This is a genomic window from uncultured Bradyrhizobium sp. (genome assembly GCF_936928535.1).
Classification (GTDB): Bacteria; Pseudomonadota; Alphaproteobacteria; order Rhizobiales; family Xanthobacteraceae; genus Bradyrhizobium.
Genome location: NZ_CAKZHY010000035.1, coordinates 1 through 21,987, shown reverse-complemented (window position 1 = coordinate 21,987; position 21,987 = coordinate 1). Strand labels below are relative to the sequence as shown.

16 protein-coding genes and 1 pseudogene are annotated in these 21,987 nt (G+C 56.3%); 6 read left to right on the top strand and 11 right to left on the bottom strand.

Annotated elements, in window-relative coordinates; genetic code table 11:
* Positions 1-356 precede the first annotated feature (356 nt).
* From Q0687_RS04445 to Q0687_RS04420, 6 genes are all read right to left on the bottom strand, one after another.
* Positions 357-1,796 (bottom strand): hypothetical protein, encoded by a 1,440-nt coding sequence (locus Q0687_RS04445; RefSeq protein WP_298872744.1) that lies wholly within the window; start codon positions 1,794-1,796, stop codon positions 357-359.
* A 513-nt stretch (positions 1,797-2,309) separates the two neighbouring features.
* A complete protein-coding gene (locus Q0687_RS04440) occupies positions 2,310-3,227 on the bottom strand; it encodes a hypothetical protein (protein ID WP_298872742.1) in 918 nt (305 codons plus the stop codon).
* Positions 3,228-3,394: 167 nt separating this feature from the next.
* Positions 3,395-4,531, bottom strand: coding sequence for a glycosyltransferase (locus Q0687_RS04435; protein WP_298872740.1), 1,137 nt, complete (start codon positions 4,529-4,531; stop codon positions 3,395-3,397).
* Positions 4,532-4,548: 17 nt separating this feature from the next.
* Positions 4,549-5,640, bottom strand: coding sequence for a GDP-mannose 4,6-dehydratase (gmd, locus tag Q0687_RS04430; protein ID WP_298872738.1), 1,092 nt, complete (start codon positions 5,638-5,640; stop codon positions 4,549-4,551).
* A gap of 62 nt (positions 5,641-5,702) precedes the next feature.
* Positions 5,703-6,494 (bottom strand): ABC transporter ATP-binding protein, encoded by a 792-nt coding sequence (locus tag Q0687_RS04425; protein ID WP_298872737.1) that lies wholly within the window; start codon positions 6,492-6,494, stop codon positions 5,703-5,705.
* Positions 6,495-6,497: 3 nt separating this feature from the next.
* The gene (locus tag Q0687_RS04420) at positions 6,498-7,373 is read right to left on the bottom strand and encodes an ABC transporter permease (RefSeq protein WP_298872736.1); all 876 of its coding nucleotides are present in this window, start codon (positions 7,371-7,373) and stop codon (positions 6,498-6,500) included.
* Between the two features lie 426 nt (positions 7,374-7,799).
* Between Q0687_RS04420 and Q0687_RS04415 the strand changes: the two genes are divergently transcribed.
* Entirely contained in the window at positions 7,800-11,306 is a 3,507-nt protein-coding gene (locus Q0687_RS04415; protein WP_298872734.1) for a DUF4214 domain-containing protein, read from the top strand.
* 245 nt (positions 11,307-11,551) lie between these two features.
* Here Q0687_RS04415 and Q0687_RS04410 read toward each other — a convergent pair whose 3' ends face one another.
* Together Q0687_RS04410 and Q0687_RS04405 are read right to left on the bottom strand one after the other, a co-directional pair.
* Positions 11,552-14,392, bottom strand: coding sequence for an NF038122 family metalloprotease (locus tag Q0687_RS04410; protein WP_298872733.1), 2,841 nt, complete (start codon positions 14,390-14,392; stop codon positions 11,552-11,554).
* Positions 14,393-14,936: 544 nt separating this feature from the next.
* Positions 14,937-15,578, bottom strand: coding sequence for a hypothetical protein (locus Q0687_RS04405; RefSeq protein ID WP_298872732.1), 642 nt, complete (start codon positions 15,576-15,578; stop codon positions 14,937-14,939).
* A 294-nt stretch (positions 15,579-15,872) separates the two neighbouring features.
* Here Q0687_RS04405 and Q0687_RS04400 point away from each other — a divergent pair, with 294 nt between their 5' ends.
* On the top strand, positions 15,873-16,646 hold the full coding sequence (locus Q0687_RS04400; protein WP_298872731.1) for a hypothetical protein: 774 nt from the start codon (positions 15,873-15,875) through the stop codon (positions 16,644-16,646).
* A 249-nt stretch (positions 16,647-16,895) separates the two neighbouring features.
* Here the strand turns inward: Q0687_RS04400 and Q0687_RS04395 are convergent.
* Positions 16,896-17,034 (bottom strand): annotated as a pseudogene (locus Q0687_RS04395) (transposase); the annotation flags it as partial.
* Between the two features lie 205 nt (positions 17,035-17,239).
* Positions 17,240-17,503 (bottom strand): helix-turn-helix transcriptional regulator, encoded by a 264-nt coding sequence (locus tag Q0687_RS04390; protein WP_298872730.1) that lies wholly within the window; start codon positions 17,501-17,503, stop codon positions 17,240-17,242.
* Between the two features lie 63 nt (positions 17,504-17,566).
* On the opposite strand from Q0687_RS04390, the gene Q0687_RS04385 reads away from it, so the two are divergent.
* Genes Q0687_RS04385 through Q0687_RS04370 form a run of 4 tightly spaced genes read left to right on the top strand, consistent with a single transcriptional unit; the run spans position 17,567 to position 20,354 of the window.
* Positions 17,567-18,388, top strand: coding sequence for a YqaJ viral recombinase family protein (locus tag Q0687_RS04385; RefSeq protein ID WP_298872728.1), 822 nt, complete (start codon positions 17,567-17,569; stop codon positions 18,386-18,388).
* The gene (locus Q0687_RS04380) at positions 18,372-19,469 is read left to right on the top strand and encodes an ERF family protein (RefSeq protein ID WP_298872726.1); all 1,098 of its coding nucleotides are present in this window, start codon (positions 18,372-18,374) and stop codon (positions 19,467-19,469) included. The genes Q0687_RS04385 and Q0687_RS04380 overlap by 17 nt, the downstream gene beginning before the upstream one ends.
* Before the next feature lie 8 nt (positions 19,470-19,477).
* A complete protein-coding gene (locus Q0687_RS04375) occupies positions 19,478-20,179 on the top strand; it encodes a hypothetical protein (protein WP_298872724.1) in 702 nt (233 codons plus the stop codon).
* Complete coding sequence (locus Q0687_RS04370; protein ID WP_298872722.1) at positions 20,172-20,354, top strand: hypothetical protein; 183 nt, start codon at positions 20,172-20,174, stop codon at positions 20,352-20,354. Before Q0687_RS04375 ends, Q0687_RS04370 begins: the two co-directional genes overlap by 8 nt.
* Positions 20,355-20,439: 85 nt before the next feature.
* Here the strand turns inward: Q0687_RS04370 and Q0687_RS04365 are convergent, their stop codons facing one another.
* A complete protein-coding gene (locus Q0687_RS04365) occupies positions 20,440-20,835 on the bottom strand; it encodes a hypothetical protein (RefSeq protein WP_298872720.1) in 396 nt (131 codons plus the stop codon).
* Positions 20,836-21,987: the final 1,152 nt, after the last annotated feature.

Here is a 21,987-nt window from a genome sequence, read left to right as displayed (position 1 = left end):
AATGCACTGATTTGGGAATCCCAAGTCGATTCAGACTAACCCCATCCCGCTTTAGTCGCTTCAGTAACGACGTACCAAGGATCGCCGTCCTCGCTCAGACCGCTCTCGAGTTCATATACGGGAGGTGGAAAAACACCGATCAGTCGGCTGAGCGCGGTCAATTCCTGTTCTGACCACTCCCCGCGTATGGGGCGCAGAGACGCAAATTTTTTGGAGGCAACTACCCAGGGCAAGACTTTTTTCGCATTCATCAAAGCAATTTCAATGACATGGGAACAAGAATTAAATGTTTGTCGTCGGTCGGTCTAAAAAGTTCAAAGCTAGCTTATTCAACCAGGAGAATGTGCTGAAGCACACTAGCGCCAGCAGCTGGCCCGAACTGCCGAGATATCTGCAGTGGCGCCAATGACGCAGGGACCACTATAGGCTGCAGCCGTCTCGGCATCAACAATGACGAACTTGGCCGCGCCTGTTAACCTTGGTTCGACCTCAAATATCGCATGCTGATCGGCAATGGCCTGGGCAGGTGCGAGCCATCCGACGCCCGCCGTATAATTCACATGAGGCGTCATTCGCCTGTTCCACGAGACGGTGGAGCCCACCAGCTCCGGCATCCGCTGCACGAGTTCATCGATTTTGGCTCCGTATTGCTGCAATGCGGCAAAACCTGTATGCGGGCGGCCCACAGTCAAAACCGGCAACATCAATAGACCAAGAAAGCAAATAGCAACCCAGCGGTAAGCAGGGTGAAAACTCCAGCGCAGCCGCAGGTCAAAAAATGCCTGCGCAAGTTCGGCTAGCAAAATCGACCAGGTCATCAACGCAAGCGTGCCGACCAGAAATCCATACTTCTTGACCGCATAGATGGAACCGACATTAACGAGCTGGAATGCAAGAAACTGAGCAGCGCAGATGGCGCTGACGCCGATGTTCAATGACAGAATTGTTCGCCAGCCGGCCAGACCTTTGCAAAGATGAAAGGCAGCCACAATGATCGAGCCAAGTACGAGGGCCACGAAGGCGATCGACAGCGAGTGTCCTTCAATAGAGATTCCGCCGTCGTTCGCGGCAATCGCCAAGGCGCCGATCATGGTAGGGTGAACGACGGCGATGGCATTGAGCAGGGTGCAAGCCAATAGCGCGCGCCAAAACAATCGCATAGAAGGCTGCTGCAGGAACGCCAGGCCCTGAAATGCGGTGCAAGTCAGCGCGAATTCAATTGCGGAAGGACCATAAGCCCATCCCAAAAGGTGCGTCATCAAGGCAGCCGCTATCATCCATCGACCGAAAGACCAGCCGCTTTCAAGCAAGAGAGTAGCGCACGCAAGCATCAGCCCAGTCGCAACGAACTGCGCGAAAAAGAAATTCTCGACGACCTCGCCGCCTTCCAGGAACCGCCACTTCCGCAAGGCAATCGACAAGCCAAGAAATATTACGAACGTCATAATAGTTTGAAGAAGACCTTCACGCTGCATGAGTCTCGCGGCGCAGATGTAGACCAGCACGAATGCGCTCGCCGTCACAACTGATATGCCATACAAGCTTGAACCCGCGATCAGGCCGGCGCATAGGGCGAGGAGATGTGACAATGGAGGATAGTGAGCCATCGGCAGGAAGGCCGATGACGTGGGCAGCGGCCAGCCCACTCGCGCGATCTCCCTAGCAAACCCCAGATGAATGCCGAGATCGGTGCCGACATTGTAGTCGTTGCCGCCAAAGATTGCGATTGACGCAAACAAGAAGATTGTAATGGCGGCGAAAGCGACGCCGCCTACCAGCCGCTGATCTGCCTTCATTGCCCGCACTTACCACCGTAAAACTGAATTGTGTGGCGCTGCCCTGAGGTGCGGCAAGTAACCTGCACGACCTTCGCCACCCTGCGATTGCACGGCAGTCTTTTCATGACTGAATACCGCCCGCAGGTCGGCAATAGCTGCCTCATTGAGAGGGATTGGGGCAAAATTTGCCGGGGCAATCGTTCCGAAGCCTAACACTTTAACTAGTTGTTCCAACAAGTTGAGTGTTTGGCACACGCCTTGCTGGGATGCCGTCCAGGTTAGAACCGAAAGGAGGGTATCCATGACCGTCAATTTCAATCCAATTACACCATCGACCGGCAGTTCGGCAACTCTGGTACAATCAAACAATAGTAGTGCGATCAGTGAAATTGCGAACGAATTTGCTTCTATGTTAGAGAGTTTTGCCCAGATCGCAGCGTCCCAGAATCCGGCATCTCAATCGTCCAGCGCATCTTCTTCATCTTCAAGCTCCACAACGTCTTCTCCATCATCGAGCTCGACGACGACCGCTCAATCGTCAAACGCGGCACAATCATCGTCCAGTGCACCGAGCTCGACAAGCACGGCAAGCCCGAGCACCTCTTCCCTGCCCGGCGGTGCGTCGCCCACGACAAATACCACGAGCCAGAGCACCGCCTCCAACAGCGGAATGTCGGCTTTTTTCTTTATCAGCCAAACGGTCAACGACGCTGCGACTGCAGCGCCGGCGTCCACCTCCTCGTCGGCCGCAACGCAAAATGCCTGGAGCCCCGCTAGCCTGTTCCAAACCTTGCCGGGAATGCAGGGCGCAAGCTTGCCCGGTTCTGCGGGCCAGCCGCTGTTCACGCGCCTTGACACGGACAACAATGGACTTCTCAGCCCCGCCGAGTTTGCAGCGGCATTCGGCTCGAATTCGGCACAAGCTACCAGCGAATTCGCGAGTATGGATACGAACGGCACCGGCAACGTCGATTGGAGCGAGCTCAATGCGGCGCAGCTCGCGGTCGATTCACCATCGTCCAGCCAGACGAGTTCGGCATCGCAGGCCGGCACCACAACGACGATATTTGGGTTTATAGAGATGCCTGCCCAACAGGCCTCGTCATCCCCGACGAGCGATTCAACGAACCCATCAACAGCGACCACTTCGCCGTCTACAACTAGCGGATCTAGCGCATCGAGTTCGACCGGATCCGGCACATCGACTACCTCGACTGATACTACGACCACATCCGGATCCGGTACTGCTGCCGACGGATCCTCGACGCAAAACTCGACGACGGCGTCGAATGGCTCAAGCATAGATGGATCAGCGACGAATTCCTCGTCTACGACCAATTCACCAAATTCATCCTCGCCAAGCACCTCCACATCGACGGCGTCGACCGGTGATTCAAGCTCCTCGAGCGGAGCCACTTCGTCAACCGGCACATCGACCGCAAGCGGCACTCCCACGACCTTGACTTCAACGACGCCAAACGTGAACTCGTCTCAAGTCGTCGCGTCGGAACAGAGTCAACTGCTCGATGCGCTGACCAACTCGTCGTCGGATTCGAAAACCAGCTAAATCAGACAGGGCGTGATCAGCAAAGGCGGCTTCCAGCCGCTTTTGCTCTTCATTGAGCGCCCTGTTCAAGCAGCTCACGATATATGGACTTGATCTTTCCGCTATACGCGGACTGCGAGAATTCGGACATTGCACGCGCTTTGCCTGCGGCGCCCAGCGTCGCGGCAAACGTGGAATCATCCAGAATTGCTGCAAGGGCCTCGGCCAATGCCCGCGGATCATTCGGAGCAACCGTAATTGCCTCGCGTCCATTGCGTGCGACGTTCGGAACGGCCGTTGGCAGATTCGTATTCACGATCGGCAGCCCTGCTGCCATTGCTTCTACCTGGACGATCCCAAATGCCTCTGCGGTCGTGACAGACGGAAAAGCCAACGCCCGAGCGGCGTAGAGATGCGATTTCAATTCGTGTCCGGCAAGCCGCCCCCTGAAGGTGACGCGATCTGCGACTCCCAATTCCTTGGCCTGCTGCTGCAAGCTTGGCAGAAGCGGTCCATCACCCACGATTGCTACCTGGGCGTCCAGACGCTTGAGAGCGTGCAACAGGACCTCAAATCCCTTGTAGGGGACCAATCGTCCGACGGCGAGGATCATGCGTGGAAATTTCTGGCGCAAGAATTCCGCAGCTTCGACCTCGGCCGGATCACAACTTGCCCAATATGTGAGGTCTGCCCCGTAGGGAACCACCCTGCATTTGTCGGCGAACGGCTTGAGCGTATCCGTAGATTGCAGAATGGACTGATCCGAAATGATGATTCGCCCCGCCCTCGCGAGGGCCCGGACCATGAGCGGCTCGACCGCCTTTCTCAACAACGGGAAGCTTGTAACATCAGCATGCCAGTAGATGATTAGCGCTGTTTTCCCGAAGAATGGAATCGCGACATCGTTCAACGGAAATGGAGCGTGGTGGATGATCAGGTCCGCATGTGAGGCCCGTGAAAGCAACCTGAACGGAAAAGTTGGTGCCACCGGCGTGGAGAACAGGGTGCCGAACGATGACACGGCGTCGACGTTGATTCCATCATCACTGACGAAATTCCGGCCAGCCCCGCGCGTGCGGGCCACCAGCACCGAATTATCGTATTGATCGTTCGTCGAAACGCAAAGTGTTCTGATTGCCGAGGGAATGCCGCCATCGAGGTCCGGCGGAAAGACCTTGTAGGCGTGGAGAATGGAAGGCTTGCGCATTCGGGCAGCGGGAGCAATCACTCGCGCCGGACGAAATAGCGAAATCCGTGCGTCTTGATCAGCTCGTCTCGCTTGGCCAGCTTGAGATCCTCGTCCATCATCTCGGACACCAGTTGCTGGAAGCTGATTTTTGGCACCCAGCCGAGCTTCTCCTTTGCCTTGGTGGCATCGCCGAGCAATGTCTCGACCTCGGAAGGCCGGAAATATCGCGGGTCGATCTCGACAATGCATGTCCCCGTCGCCTGGTCGTAGCCCTTCTCGTCGACGCCCTCGCCCTGCCATCGAATGTTCATGCCGAGCTGGGCCGCCGCGATCTCCACGAACTCCCTGACCGAATGCTGCTTGCCGGTCGCGATGACAAAGTCTTCCGGTTTATCCTGCTGCAGCATCAACCACTGCATTTGCACGTAGTCACGTGCATGTCCCCAGTCCCGCTTCGAATCCAGATTGCCCAGATAGAGGCGCGACTGGTGTCCGAGGTGAATGCGCGCCAACGCCCGCGTGATCTTCCTCGTGACGAAGGTTTCGCCTCGCAAGGGAGATTCGTGATTGAACAGGATGCCATTGCAGGCGTACATGCCGTAGGCCTCACGGTAGTTCACCGTGATCCAATAGGCATAAAGCTTCGCTACGGCGTAAGGCGACCGCGGATAAAATGGTGTCGTTTCCTTCTGCGGCACCTCCTGAACGAGCCCGTATAGTTCCGACGTCGAGGCCTGATAAAAGCGGGACTTTTTTTCCAGTCCGAGGATGCGAACCGCCTCCAACATCCGCAGCGCGCCTAAACCGTCGGCTTCCGCGGTGTACTCAGGTTCTTCAAAAGAGACGGCGACGTGGCTTTGGGCGGCAAGATTATAGATCTCATCGGGCTGCACCTCGGCGATGACACGGATCAAACTCGTGGAATCCGTCATGTCCGCATAATGCAGCGTGAAATCGAAATTTTGCTCGTGCGGATCCAAATACAGGTGATCGATCCGATCCGTGTTGAAGAGCGATGCCCTGCGCTTAATGCCATGAACTGAATATCCCTTGCTCAGCAGGAATTCCGCGAGATAGGCACCGTCCTGGCCGGTCACGCCGGTGATCAAGGCTCGCTTAGAGGTCATCGAATTGCTTTCCGATCGAGTGGGATTCATCTGAATTGATAAATCGAACGTTCTTCCTGGGCTCAAGTCGAGCCCTGCTTTTGAGCACGCGAGTGCAACGCTACGGTTCCGTAATAGGACCGCAACACGTCTTCGACATCGCCGACGGCTCGAACCTCGCCTTCATCCATCCAAACAGCTCTGTTGCACCAACGCTGGCAGATTTCCCGGGAATGCGAGGCCAAAACCAGGATACTTGCCTGCGAAACGAATGAAGCAATTCTGGCTTCCGCCTTCGCCATGAAATCCTTGTCTCCGGCCAAAATCCACTCATCCATCAAGAGTACTTCGGGCGCGAAACAGGTTGCCACTGCGAAGGTCATGCGCGTCAGCATCCCTGAGGAATAGGTTCGGATCGGCAACTGCAGATATTCGCCGAGCTCCGTGAACTCCACGATTTCAGGAATGCGTTGCTCGATCTCCTGTGCACTCAAGCCAAGGATTCGGCCTCGCAACCTGATATTGTCAAGGCCGTTCAGCTCGGGATCGATGCCAAGGCCGATATCGAAGATTGGAGAGATCCTGCCCCTAGACCTCACAATGCCCGCTTCGGGTTCGTAGATGCCGGCCATAACGCGGAGCAGCGTCGTCTTGCCGGCCCCGTTCGAACCGACCAGAGCGACCCTGTCGCCGACCGAGAATTGCAACGATACGTCGCGCAGCGCGCGAACGACGATGCGCTGGTTCACGTCATTGGCGACGCGGCCGCCGGAGCTGCGGAATAGCAAGCTCTTCTTCAGAGACCGCGATCCTCCCTGGTACAGGGGAAAGGAAACGCTCACATGCTCGAGCGAAAGCTCGGCTGGGTTATCCATCGGTCAAACCCAGTAGGCTATTCGCGAACGAAAGCGCACGAAGAAGGCGCCGACGATCACGATATTGATCAGCGTTATTGCAAGCACGGCAAGGTACGTCTTGAGCGACGGCACGCTGCCAAGCAAGGGAGCACGTACGATTTCGATCATCTGAAAGAAAGGATTGAGTGTCGCGATATAGGTCCGGTGCTGCAGCAGTTCGGGTTTCCACATGATCGGGGTCACGAAGAACACGATCTGGACGACCGAGCCAATCAACTGCGGGATGTCGCGAAAACGCGAGGAGACCATACCAATGAAGAGGGTCATCAGCGCGCAGTCGAGCGTCAGGAGAAGCAGTCCAGGAATCGCAAGGAGCACGGTCGCGCCCGGCCAAATCCCGAAAAAGATGACAACGCCGACGTAGATGACGGCGTTGTGGGCGAAGATAATCAGCTTGCTCCAACAGGAGCGAAAAACGTAAATCGAAAGCGGCAGCTTCACCTGCTTGATATAGGATTCCGAGCCTGTGAACAGCGCGCCCCCCTCGAGAAGAAAGCTCGAGATGAAATTCCAAACGAGGATTCCGACGCAGAGATAAGGCAGGAAATTCTCAAGCGGGATGCCGAACAACTCGCCGTAGAGCACCCCGAGCGAGAGGACCATGACGGCCATGCTGGCTGTCATCCAGAATGGTCCGAGCATGGAGCGACGGTATCTCTGCGAGATGTCGTTCCACCCAAGCAGGGTCCACAAACGCCACCAGCCTATGCCGGCCACTACGTCCTGGAACGCGCGTGACGTCAGCGAGTCTCGGGCGCCGCGCGCCGAAAGGATTATTCTCTGGGATGGGATCAACTGGATGTTTGCCACGATTGAGGCCGTTCGGCGCCACGCCATGGGCGCTCAACTTGGAAGTGACCGCCTGATACTCGAAAGGCTCCGCAGTGCCAACACCGAATCTCGGTCACCACCCGTAGTCTTACGGAACCATGGAGAAGGCAAAACTGCTGAAAATCGCACCACTTAGCCGCGGATCTTAGCGTTTAATTTGGGCCCGCGAACCTCAAGGAGCCGTCCGCGCGCATCTCAAAATATTTTCTGGTGCGACGCGAAAGAGCGCCACGAAAAACAGAGAATATCGATCCATTTCAAACCCTTATAACCGTTAACCAATTGTTAGCTTTTTCGATTGACCTCGGTTAACACTTCACTGTACGGTCCCCTCGCCTTTGATGCGAATTTGCGCATCAATCGAGTAAGGCCTCCCCTAGGGGGGAATTTTATTTCAACAGGGAGCGAGCCAACACGGCTCGTATGGTTAACATGGCGTTGACACAAGCTCAAATCGATCTGATGTATGAAGAAGTGCTGGCCCGACACGCGAGTGCGGCCGAGCAGAACACGTTTGTCGCTCTCAGCGCTTCTGAGAGCACGGCCCAAATCGAAGCCGACATTGCCACCCTCCCCGAAGCCACCGCTTTTGCCGATCCGGTCATTCGCCTCTATCAGGGCGCTTTCGGCCGTCTGCCCGACACCATTGATCCGAACGGCAATTTCGATACCGGCGCTCAGTCCGGTTATTGGGTCAACGTCAATGCACTGCGCTCCGGCATTTCGCTGCTGTCGCTCGCCGAAGCATTCACGCACTCCCAGGAATTCCTCAACCTGTATGGTTCGAGCACCGTCACTGGTGCGCTCATCACTTCGTACTATCAGCACATCCTGGGCCGCGATCCGTCCTCGACCGAGATCAACGCTTGGCTCAACACCCATGCCGACGCTGCTCAGATCCTGATCGGCTTCACCCAGTCGCAGGAATTCATCAACCGCTCGCAGGCTTCAGTTGACGCGTTCAAGGAAGCGCTCGCTAATGGCCAGCATCCGTCTGGTGGTCTTCCCCCGCCCCCGCCCACCCTCTCGCTTAGCTCGGACGCCGACGCGACCGGTGTGAACGAGGGCAGCAGCGTCACCTTCTTGCTGGTGAGCTCCAATGGTGCTGCCGACGCCGGCAAAACGTACGCTTATAACCTGACCGGTAGCGATGCGACCGCCGCCCACATCGGCAACTTCCCGCTGTCCGGCACGATCACGCTTGACGCGCTCGGCGTAGGCAAGCTGACCGTTCCGACCATTGCTGACAATCTGACCGACGGCCCGCAGACGCTGACGCTCAATGTTGCGAGCCTCACCGACACGGTCACGGTGAACGATACCTCGCTGACGCCTGTCGTGCATAACTTCACCGCGACGGTTGGTGAAACGCTGACCGGTAGCAACGCCTCCGATACCTTCGTTGGCGTAGTGGACCGTACTTTTGTGAACGATCAGACGACCCTCTCCAACATCGTTGACATCGCCAACGGCGGCGGCGGCATCGACACCGAAAAAGTGTTCGTGCTGAATAACTTCTTCGGCACCGAAATTACCCCAGCCGCTAATAGCGTCGAGATCTTCCAGGTCACTGATACTCCCGGCTCGACCTTCGACATGCGCCTTGTGCCGGATGTGCTGGAGATCGACGAAGTCAACTCGGACGGTTCATCGACCTTTAACAACGTGCAGAACTTGGTCTCGATCGGCTTGATCAGCCCGGATGCCAACGGCGTTGACATGACGGTTAACGTTGCGGACACGGTCGCGAACGGCGACATTGGGGTGACGTTGGTCAATGCCGGCCCGAACGGAAGTGCTGTTGACATCACCTATCGTCATCAGAATGGCTCCGATGCGGTGACCGGCTACACGTTCAATGTGACTGGTCAAAACCAGAACGTCGATCTGAACAACACGACTCCGACCAAGTTCATCAACATCGTCGGCAACGATGCCACGGCGTTCCTAAATTTGGACCTGCAGGACGGCTCGGCTGGTCTCGCTGCCTTGACATCCATCGACGCGAGCGGCTTTGCTGGCGCGCTCACGATGGATGACATCGGGCTCGCTTCGGCACTCCAAAACAACCTTACGGTCCTCGGCGCCCAGGGCAATAACGTTTTCGTAATCAAGGACGCCAATAACGCATCCGTCGACGTCACCACCTTTGGTGGCACCGATGCTGTTACGGTCAATAACCAGGGTACTGGTGAGGTCACGATCAAGACCGGCGATGGCGACGGCGACTTTGCGAAGGTAACTAACGGTGGCAGTCCCTCCGGCGACGTGACCGTTCAGGTGGGTAACGGCAACAACGACGCTGTTGTTGTAAACACCGGCAGCAATACCGCGCTGACGGCCGCTGCTGTCCAGATCAGCATGGGAAGCGGAGCGAATGACACTGCTAACATCGCGCTGGGCGCCTTCCACTCGCTCAACGTGACGGCGGCTGGCAATCATGCCACTGTTAATTCGTTTAGCTTTGCGGCCAATACTCCTACCAACGTGACGGCGAATGGTGGTGACGCTCAGGTGCAAATCGGGGTTGGAGCCAACAGCGCAGTCGTTGTAGAGGCGATGGGTACAGGCGGCGCGGTCCCCGCAACCACCGGTGCCTTCGGAATCAGCGGGCTTAATCCCCTGGGCATCCTGTTCAATCAGAGCATTGTGGTGGGCACAGCGGGTGTCAACAGCCCGGTTCAGATAACCACTGGAGCGGGTGCAGACGCTATTGTTTACAATAACAATGGCACCCCGAATAACTTGCAGGTTGATGCAGGTGCGGGGAACGATGTCGTATACCTCGATAGCTCTAATTCTCTCCATACCGGCGTCAGCCTGAATGGCGGTGATGGCTTCGATATTCTCTCGTTGACGGCCGCTGATGCCCATGGCGGCACCAACGGTTCGACGGTCGTGAACTTCGAAGGCCTCGAAATCGAGAATACTCTCGGTGGAGCAAATGGTGGCGTGGTCGTTTCGGACTTCGGCATCGGCGTGAACGGCATCAGTAAGGTCGTTCTCGACAACGGCTTCACCACCGGCGCCGATCTTGCGGGTGTGAACTCGGGTACAACCCTCGACGTGTTCGGCGTATCCACGGGTCAATTCCTGAACGTGGAAGTTACCGGCGCGAACATCCACACCAACGACGTTCTGAGCATTAACCTGCATCACAACGGCAACCTCGCGTTCAACCAGAACTTCGGCAACATCGAAGTCGACAACGTTGAGACTCTCAACATCGACTCCGGCGGCGCCGGAACTGGACCGGACACTCTGGGTATCTTGAACTTCGGTTTCAACACCAAGGTTCTGAACCTGACGGGTGGTCACGAGCTGGACCTGAACCAAGTTCTCGGGTCTCTGGCCAACGTTACCACGATCAACGCCAGCACGATGACAGGCGGGCTTCACCTCAATCTTGGTAACGACAACCAGGCAATCACGGCAAACCTCGGGTCGGGAGCTGACGTCCTGACGGTCGGCAATGGCAACGATCACATCAATGCCGGCGCAGGCAACGACATCATCAATGTCGGTACGGGCGCTTACACGATCACTGGTGGCCTCGGAAGCGACACCATCTCCGGTGGCGGTCTCACAACGACCATCACCGAAGTCTACACGACCGCGGCGGACTCCTCGTTCGGAGCTGGTGCAGATAATCTGCTGACCTACCAGCAATCGACCGACAAGTTTGACATCAGCGCGATCGTGGCGGCCAACGGCGGTGCTGGTAACTTCAACTTTATCGGCACGGTTGCAACCACCGCGACGGCGGCTGCGGATATCGCAGGTGGCCCAGCCGGCCACATCAACGCGGTCTACGATGCGCAAGCTCATAACCTGCTCATCGACGTGAACGGTGACGGTACGCTGGACGCGGCCCACGATATGCAGATCCATATCACGGGCATCAGCAATACCGTTCAGCTGTCGAACTTCATCGTCTAATCGACGGAAGATCACAGAAAATCAGACGGGGGGCCGAAAGGTCCCCCGTTTTTTTGTGCAGTTCATCAAACTGCAATCAGCCCGGCAAACGTGAGAGGAGACTGTCCGCGAAAAGGCTTAATCCAGCGCAGACGAGGCAAGCATCCAGCACTGGCCACGCCATCCTTATCAGTTCAAAGTAGCAGCGCGAGCGCGTTTGAAAAGTCTACCAAGGCAGTAACGCCGCCGAGTCCCCCACTTGACGCTTAAACTTGGACTAGCCAATCCGCCGCGGTCTTGGCTATATTCTCAACACTTTCAGCAAAGCCGACTAAAACCATCTCCCTAGATTCACCACCATGCATGAGGTTGAGCCAAGCTCCGACTTCGGCGCCGGAGGGAGAGCGGTTTAGGACGTTTTGATAAAGCTGACCAACAAACCCGGAATCGTCGAGGCTACCATATCTATCCTGAAATTCTGCCGAATGCGTGAACCCGCCCGCAATTGAAAGACCGCCAACACTGGTTTGCGCCAACGCAACATAGATGCCTGCCGATTTTGCAGTTTGCGTTATGCCGCTAGCGTATAGGTCCTCCCACGCGAACAAGCCGCCCTGGTCGGGAGCGCGGCCCAACGCCGCAGAGTACAGACGTGCAATGTTGGCGTTGTCCTGATTTTCCACGAACATGACTTTGTCGGTGAAGTGAAGCGCCTCGATACCGGTCAGCACGTGGCCGAAGTCACGGTTGGACACGAGATCGGAAACATTCACGCTCGAGTCAGAACCCGACGTCAGCGTGTACTGCGCGGAAGTCCCGCTTAAAACCAGACTGTCGTGCCCGTTGCCTTGGAACGCCAGATTTGTCCCAAGAGCATAAAGCACGGAATTCCATGCTGCCATGACGGCACCATTTGCAATATGTCCGATCGCTAAGCCCGTGCCGGTGCCTGTGGTCGCGGCAGCAAAGGACAGATCATCTCCGATGGCGTCCTTGATGGTAGAGGCGGCAAGACTGGCGCTCACAATGGCAAGGTTTGTTGTTTGGTCATTCGCGCCGACCACGTAGTCAAAGACCTGTGACGTTAATGTGGACGCGCCCGGGTCGTACGAGGCCACGCCTCCGTCGTTTAGAAGCAGGGTAGGCGCACCGGTTACCGACACGGGTTCACTCACCGCCACGACGATTTTCACCAGCGATCCGGGAGACGTATCTCCGCTCGCCAAAACCGTCGAGAGATGGGTTACAACAGGCTCGGTCGTATGGACCTGCGGGCCCACCTGCGACAGCGACGCAAGCGACAAGATGGCAGAGTTGCCGGCACCGTCGGTGACGTGACCTGTGCTGACATTAAGCGCGTCCACGGAGAGGCTAGCGGCGTTGCTGTCGTGAGCGCTGACTGCGTAGTCGAAAGTAAGAGTGGTCGTTCCCGATCCAGCTTGATACGTCGCGCTCGCACCGTCATTTAGACTGAGCGTCGGTGCGCCGGTCACTGTTACGGCTTCGCTGAAAAGGACAGTGATTGAAACATGGTTGCCAGGGACCAGCGATCCGCTGCTCGGTGCCATGGTGATCTTCTGAACAAGCGGGCTCATCGTATCAATCTGCAGGGAGCCGGATGGGTTCGATGCTGCATTCGTCAGATCAGCAGCATTGCCTGCGCCATCCGAAATACTTGATCCATTCGCCGAAGCGCGAAGGACCTGAAGATCACCCGTATTCTGTCCTGAAGCAACCGTGTAGGTAAATGTTAGAACGCTGGTCCCAGATCCGGAAGCATACGAAGCAACGCCGCCATCGTTGAGCACCAACGTCGGTGTGCCGCCCGTAACTTTCACCGCCTCGATAAAATGCACGGCGATCGAAACGACGCTGCCGGCCCCCAAGTCGCCATTTCCGTTTGAAATGCCAGCGCCGCTGGTTGACACAAATGACACTTGCGGGGGCGTGGTATCGATCTGGAGAGTCCCGACAGGATTGGTGACTGCGCCGCTCATGTCGGCAGTTGCCGCGCTAAGATCCTTGATGGTGGCGCCATTCAATACGATGGATGTAACCTGCAGGTCGCCTGTATTTTGTCCTACGGCGACGGTGTAGCTAAACGTCAGCGTCGTCGTGCCCGACCCTCCGGTGTAAGTCGCGACGCCTCCGTCATTGAGCAGCAACGTCGGCGTTCCACCAGATACTGTAACCGGCTGGCTCATGATCACGCTGAGGGTCACAACCGCACCAGCGCCAAGATCACCGTTGCCGTTGGTGATGCCCGGACCTGACGTCGTAACAGAACTGACCTGCGCGACCGATGGTGATGATGAGCCTGTATTCCAGCCGATCGCATCCATGAGCGCAATGTCTGACGACGTGAGGAGATTTGCGACCCCGGACGCGCTGAAGGCAAGAAAGGAATCGCTTCCTGCACTTGAATCCCAATCGCCGTAATCACCCCCGGCGTTAGTATTAAAACTGTTCAGGCTGATGTGGCCACCATCAACGGAAAAGTATGCTGCCTGGCCTCCAACGAGCTGCCGAACGCCCGGTGAAGCGTAGCGAAACAGGTCCATCACCGAATAGGCGTGAGGATAGTCGATCGTATTTCCTAGCCAGGCAACTCGGCCCATAACTTCGGTAATTTCGTGCAGTGCCACTCCGATAAAATCGTACTCGCCGGCCACCGCGCGGTTGTTAGGGTCAAACGTGAAGATTCCCGAAACGTTGGTAAATCCAACCCAACCATCAATCCCGACGCCGTTCGCTGCGACTAACCCCAAAGCTTTAGCGTCAGCCGTCCCGATATCGAAATTACCTCCACTTGTCGGATCGCTAGATCCCAAGCTCGCGACAGCCGTAGAATCTGCGGCAGACGTCGCGTCGGCTACTAGAGCGCTGCGGATCTGGGCGTACGTGTAGGCTGGCGCGGCGTTTCTAATACTCGCCCCAAGGGCGCCACCAAGGGCCTGTCCTCCGACCTCACCCCATCCCACATCGATATTGATCGTGACTGCGTCAGTGAACGTGGATTCCAGAAGATTGACCACGTAGTTCATTGCGGACACGAAGGCCGAAGGTGCGTTATTCGCGCTCGAGTCGTAGATTAAATTGATAATCATTGCCCCGAACCCTCCTAAAGAAGTCGCTCAGCTCAGCTGGAGATGACGTGGTTTCGAATTGGCCTCGACAATCAATCTCTTCATATATGTCCCCCCGAGAGATCTTGAAATCGTGTTCGAACCGTCGATCTCACGCCGTCGGTTCAAGAGCGACTAACGGAAGATCGATTGACTGCGGTTGGTTATGCATCCGAGCGAGCTCGATAAATAAGTAACGACGCAATTCGATTCCGACCACGACTTATACTCACAAACGTTATCGGGCGCCTCAGCTTGAACTAGCACGTTCGCGCAACGCGTCCGACGATTATCAGGCGCAGTGTATGACTTCGTTTTCGAATTTTGAACTTTAAAAGAGCAGCCCGTCCAAGCTCAACTTCTAGGCGGTCCGCAGCTGCTGTCCGGTGCACGCGTGCTGGAGACATCCGCGAGGGCTTAACTTCATTTCTCAACTTTACAATTTCTGCTTTAATGTAATAATACTACTACTCTTGATTGCATTGACTTCAAGACCACCTGCATATCCTCGCGATCTTCCCTGCGGTCAGGCAGGAGTGATCCACAGCACTCCCGGACGATAGGCCATCCTTAGCACCTCCTCCGGTTGCCCTTGAAGGTCGAACCGCACGGCATGGTCAGGTTTGTAGTTGATCACGAACCCCTTTGCACGGCCGAAGAACGGCACAATCGGTTCGCCGCTGAACCCTGTCTCAAGCTTCCGCGGAAGCGCCGCTCTGACCTCGCGTAAGTAGCCGATAGGCGGCGACTTCGGGTTCAGCCTTATCAGGAGCCAGCGGTCAATGCCCCCGGTCATACCGCACATGACAATCTGGGATGGGCAAGTTAGCTCGGTCAGGATAACCGCATGGGGGACGAAATTAGTCCGCCAGCGCGCATCCTGTGCTTCGCGCTCAGCACGTTCATGGTCCGCTTTTGCCGCAAGTGTGGCCGCAACGGCCGCGTCGATAACACTCGCGTCAACATCGAGGGCATGAGCCAGTCGCTTTAAAGCTATCCGGCTCTTTTCACTCGCGACATGCCCATCGCATAAGGCCTGGACGCGGCCAGCCGCTTTGGCTGGGTTTCGGTAGCCCAAGCGAATACCTAACGCTTTCGCATCAAGCGCCAACGTCGCACAGCGATTCAATATCAGCCGAGCCAATTCAAACTGCGGTTCTGTGATCACAGCAAATAGGTAAGCTCCATTTAACAAACTTCAATCTTCTCTGGCTGCATTTTTTCCAGAAAATATCCGCGATTTCAGTTGGTTGCACGGGTTTCATTAAACTGTTATGGCGCGACGGGGGCATGATTCAGAGGAGAGTTTATATGACCCCGCGTCCCCCTTAACACCGACAAAATGGTCTGTACGGCGCTCTTCGCCGTCGAGCTTTAGCGCAGACCGACCTTGCGTTTTCCGGAGAGAGAAATCGCCGTTCGAAATTCGTCTGCAGCATAACGACACATGAGAAAGAGTTACATGACGAACCCTAAACCTAGAAACAAGAACGCCTTAATTCATGGTGTGTACGCAAAGGATGTCGTGCTGCCATGGGAGGATGAAAAAGATTTTGAGCATCTTCTCCAAGAAGGGCGAAAAGAGTTCTCGCCTGAGACTCCCCTGCAAGAAGAAACCGTGTTCGATATTGCTGTGCTGCGCTTAAAAAAGCGAAGGCTCTTAACAGGAGCGCAGATTGCAACGCGACGGAACACGCAGGCGGAAAGGCTCAAGCGGGCTTTCGAAACCCGCGGCACAGCTGCCCTGGCCGACCATCTTTCTGGTCGGTCGGAAGCTCAAGAAGCGGCAAGGGAACGCTTGTCTAAAACCATGACCGAGTTTTCTGTAGGACTCGGTCAAATTACTGCCCTGCTCTCGGCGAGCTATCGAAACTTCGAGGAGGATCAAGATTCCGCGGCCTTCAGCCGAAGGCTTGAAAATATAGGCGAACTGTTGAAGGTTCACGGGCTTGCCAAACAGCACCTGCTCAGCAGCTCTGAATTAGCAGCTTTGTGTGATGACGATGAGGTAGTAACCGCCCGCCCCTATCAAGCTGAGGCTATTGAAAAAGATTTGAGAGTTGAGGCGGCGTTGGACAAAGCGATCGAGAAGAAGATGGCCAAGCTTGTTCAACTCAAAGAATTCCAGCGTCTATATTGTTCGCGCCCGCCTCAACCGCTTCCGAAGGGTGATCATATCGAAGACGGGCCAACGCTGCCCCCAGATCAGCCTACTGCTGCAGAACAGCAAGAGTAAGCGTGTCGGAACGGTCGTGATCTGCCTTCGCAGTAGGCACGGCCTCCGATGCGAGGGATTGGCCGGAATGCTCTCGCCTGTTCGCCCCATAGAATATAGGGCCAGGAGGTCCTGCTGTTCGCCGATGCAGCACGGCCTCTCCGACCACGCAGGCATCCTCGACAAACCTCGGCACCGTCTCCAGTAATCCTGGCGGACGTGCGGTTCAACCTCCGCGGGCCATGCCTGGTGCTTGGCGCCGGCTGCAGCGAGTCCGTCGTACTCTTTCCAGTTGACATAGGTCGCCTGGCTGATCCCGGCTTTGCGGCAGATATCTGCAACCGGCCCCTTCGTTGTCCTGCTTCCGAATAAACGCCTTCTGCGCGTCGGAAAAGTTCGAGGCCTTCACCGTTGTCCGCTCCGGCCAGCGGAGGGGATTCGGCAGCCCAACTGAGGCCAAAAGTGGTCCAGTTTTCCGGTCTCAGATCAGTGGCGCCTTGCTGGGGCGGGTTTGTCGACATGCACGTCGAGGGCTAGCCAATCAAAGTCATTTTCGTCTCGACGGATGCGAGACCATCTGTGAGGCTCTGCAGATCTGCTAATAGCTTCGCCAACTAGCGCGTTCGCGAAACTCGGACGCCCGGGTCCTGACCTGCCCCTCCCAGAAACTCGATCCCGGCCGATCTGAGTGCAACCACGAGTTTTTCAGCCGTTTGGGGGCGGCCGCCGAGCGGACCGTCTGACGCCTCTAGACGCTTCACCGTCGGTATCGACACCCCGGCGGCTGCAGCCAAGTCTTCTTGAGACCACCCTAATAGGGCCCGAGCCGCTTTTAACTGTCGGATCGATACTTTTTGTATTGACTTTTGCGTCGGCATTTGATACTTTCTGCATCAAATCCAGTTTTGGAGAATTCGAATCGAGGACACAGGATTGCAAGCATGAAGCCATTTGCCAAGCTACCTCACGATCGACGGCAATATATCGGCGGCTCGGACGCCCGCATCATTATGGGCAACGAGGAAGCAGATCTCGTCCGACTTTGGCGGGAAAAGCGAGGCGAACTAGACGCCCAAGATTTGTCGAACAACCTTGTTGTTCAGCTTGGGAACGTGACCGAAGAGCTAAACCGACGATGGTATGAGCGCTCGTCGGGTTACACAATTATCGATATTCAAAATCACCTCCGCCATCCCGTCCACAAGTGGATGGGCGCCACGCTGGACGGGCGCGTCCATGAGACCGAAGCAGTCTTTGAGTCCAAGTTCATGTTGCCGTGGTCCTTCTCCGAAGAAGCCGCGGCTGACAAGCACATGGCGCAGCTGCAACACAATATGTGGGTGGCGAATGCGCGTGAAGGCGTGCTCTCGATCATCACGGGCGGAGGCAAATGGCTCGAAATCAAGGTCTTCGCCGACCCAATCTACCAGCATATGTTGTTTACAGCCGAGAAGAAATTCTGGCGCTACGTTCAGGACGGGACCCGCCCTAGCCTGCTCGGCGTGGAGCCGCCGAGGCCGCGTTCCGAAACGGTGAATGTGGCCGACATGACACGCTCCAATCTCTGGGCCGAATTTGCGGCAGTTTACCTGCGGACGCGCGATGCGCATCACGCACATGAGACCGCGCGAGCTGAGCTTAAGAAATTGGTTCCCGAAGAAGCAAGAGAGGCCTTCGGACATGGATTGCGAGCCAAACGCTCCAAAACTGGCGCCATCAGCTTCGACCGAATTGCGGAGGACGCCGATGCATCAATCCAGTGAGCGCATCGGCGCCATAGCCGCAGCGTTGGCGAAAGCCCAGACTGACCTGGCAAACCCCGAAAAAACACAATCGGCAGTGATCCGTTCTCCATTTCCGCGCGAGGAGACTCGTGCGTTTAGCTATGCATCGCTTGCCAGTGGGCTCGAAATTGTACGGAAAGCCTTGGGCCGACAAGAGATCGCAATTCTTCAGACGACGCGGTCCGACCTTGACACCGGTCAAATCCAACTCACGACCCTGCTGGCCCATTCATCGGGCGAGTGGATCGCATCCGAGTGGCCGGTCTGCAGCAGCAAGGAGGTCGAGGCGCCACATCGAAGTGGAGCAGCCCTAACCTACGCCCGACGCTACGCGCTATTTGCCATGGTTGGAATTGCCGGCGAAGACGATCTCGACGCTCCAAGTGGCGCGCAGATCTCAGGAAACGAGGTCGCTTCGACCCTGCCCTCCAGCGATGTCAAGCCGTTTCGCAATATCCGCCGGAGACAGCCTATTCTTGGCGAAGCGGAGTCAGCTCGTCTCAGGGATGAGCTGCTGGCGGATTTGACGACCTTGGGCAGCGATGAGTCATCACTTGTCGCCTGGGCTCGGCGAGCTCTTTCGCACAAGCAGACTCTTGTGGAGACCGATTGTCAATTGATCGACGAAGCCTACCGCAAGAAGATTTCAGCTCTAACGGAGACGCTTGGCGGCCCCAGTGAATCACAGCGACCCGATGCTCACAACGCGGTGAATTCAACTGCTAAAACTCCGCCGGACGGCGAACTAGCCATCCCCAAAAGTCGCCGCGTTCGTAGCCGAGCCCATCTTGATTTTGTTCGCGCACAACCCTGCGTGGTCTGCCAGCAAAGACCCTGTGATCCGCACCACATCAAGTTCGCCCAACCCAGGTCATTGGGGCTGAAAGTCAGTGATGAGTACACGGTACCACTATGCCGTGCACATCATCGCGACCTGCATCGCAAAGGTAGCGAAAGAGCCTGGTGGGCCGATCTCCAGCTTACGCCGCTCACGATTGCCAGCGCCTTGTGGCAAATGAGCCCCATCCACCAAGCCGCAGTTCAGAAAACAGTCGCATAGGAATTGAGATGAATGAGCATTTCGATGCTGCTCCTGGAGCAAGACAATTCAGGCACGCCGCTATTCCGCTGGAAGCACAGGCGCTCGCACCAACTCCGCTCTTGCTGCCTGGTGAGCATCTCCAAGATTATCAGGACTTGCAACGTACTATCCTTTCGGACCTGACACCGTCCTCACCGATTGGGTGGTTACTTGCGCTGGATGTCGCGGAGCTTTCGTGGGAGATCCAACGATACCGGTTACTTCGCCATAAAACGCTCGACCTTTTTCGGCAGCAAGCCATCGAGAGCGCACTGCATACCATTGATGTCGCCTGTCTGGCATCGGAAGCACAGGAAAAGGCGACAGCTTACACGCGGCGCAATGCGCAGCGATGGCGCGTAGATCCGGTGGCCGCGCATGAGATTGAAACGCGATTGGCTGCCTATGGATTTGATCAACACTCGATCAGCGCTGCTATGTATGCCCAGGCGCGCGAACTCTTCACGATGTTTGAAGGCCTGATATCCTCAGCACAACAACGACGGACGTTGATACTTAAGGCGCTTGATTTTCACGGCACCAGAGCGCTCCCCGACACGCGCCCGCTCCGTAAGCGAGTTTCCAGAGAGTGCCGGCGCTGTAACGAAGACTTGGGCGAACACCACGGCGATCATGAAGAAAGCATTGAGCTTACCAACGGATCGGCTCAGGAGAGACCACATGACTAAGGCAGAAAACAAGATGCCCTCCAGCATCCCAATCCAGCTACCAAAACACGACCGCAAAACTCATATGGCTTGGGATATTGACGACGTTGAACATCATGGCGCCGAAACGCCCTCTGGCAGTGATGATCCCGGATCCGCTAAGCAGACCCCCCCTTCGGATTCTTTGTCAAACTAGATAGGTTTGATCATCGCGAAGAAAAGCGAAGTCACTCGAGAGGGCGTCGACACAAAGGGCTGCTCTCTGAACACGGCCGCGATCATCACTCTATTCCGCCATTACCGCTGAACTGAGCTCGTTGTCGCAACGCTAGTTTCTGTTTTGCCTGCGCGCTGCGGTTATAGCGGTCTAGCCGACGTATATGCTCAATGACCTCCAGCGAAGGCTCATTGAGAAGCTTCGCAAGGAGCGGAAGACGAATAGCTCGAACCCGCCTAAAAGTCTCGGCGGCATCAGCTAACATTGCGACCGTCTGAGGTTGCTCGTCCACCATCAGATCAGACCATAGGCGCCGCAGTTCACAGCTCACCTGAGCTTGGCAAGAAAGCCCATGGCGCAAGGCGTTGCGGCTGGACAAAGCTTTGCCAAGCGCGGTTTTCGGGCCACTGCTCTTTCGAGCGTTGGCTCTATTGGCTTCGATTTGTCGTTTCGAGGTCATGCATCGCCCTCTAATCGTGGAGGTTCCAAGCCGGTGCGTCGCCCGCGCGACGCTTAGGTGAACGATAGGACTTTCATACCACATCTCTTCGAAAGTCGGACAGGCTCATCCCTTCCTCCAGATCTTCACGAGGACTCGACATCCGCATCCAAAAGATCGACGAGGAGTCCTGACTAAACTGAAAAAAAGTTTAGCAACACTTTCAGCACGACGGATGCCGTCCTAGTTCTGCGGGTCATTGCGCCTCGGCTCTTGGCCAACCTTTAACCCTGATGATCAACCGCGGGCTCCGCTGATCGCAGTCTGCCGATCATGTGCCCCACCCAGCATTTTAACAGTCAGAAATGGACGCCTAAGGAGGACCGAAAGCCTCCTTGAAGCACCGCCGGCCAATCCTTGACACTGATCTCAGCGGTTCCCCGAAGAGGCATGGGGGCGATTAAGTTTCGAGCGCGAGAGCTCAAGAGGCGTGGCATGAAGATAGAACAGATGACAATCTCCCCGCCGCGTCTGGTGGTCTAGGCCGCCGAGCGGGAGCTGCCATCAGCTGTCCTAGTCTGAATAAACCAAAAGCATGCTAAACCGCTTTATAATCGCAAAGATGCGCAAGCGCCCATTAGCCGGGGGTCTTGGATCCTCTGGTGCCGCGGACAACACGGAACTTTCCGCGCTTTCTGAGGCGCCTCTCCCTCAAAGGGCGTGATCTCAGATTGCCCTTGCTCACCGATTCCGTCGCGGTTCAGTTTCTCAGAGCCGCCGCCGGTTCAGATGACTGCACCTCTACGAGCGTCGTTCGCGCTCAATGTCACCGCAGCTGTCGACGCCGGGTCGTTCGTCATCGGGTTCTACAGTTGAGAGGCACGATTGATGATAGTGCGCCGGAACCATCAGCTCTCATTTTTCCTGAGGCTTGTGTGAAGCCAGACACAAAAGATAGCCGGCTCTTACGGCATACTGGCACCAGAGAATTTGTCTCTGGGGAGCAATGTATGCCAACATGTATTTCAGCACCGGCAATTCACGAGAGAGAGACCACCGCATCAAATGATGACTCTGACCAGTTCCTCGCGGTCGCCATTTTCTCGGGCATTGGCCTCTTAGGGTTCAGACTCAATTGATCCAATAGGCGACAATGGCGGCGATGTGGACCGC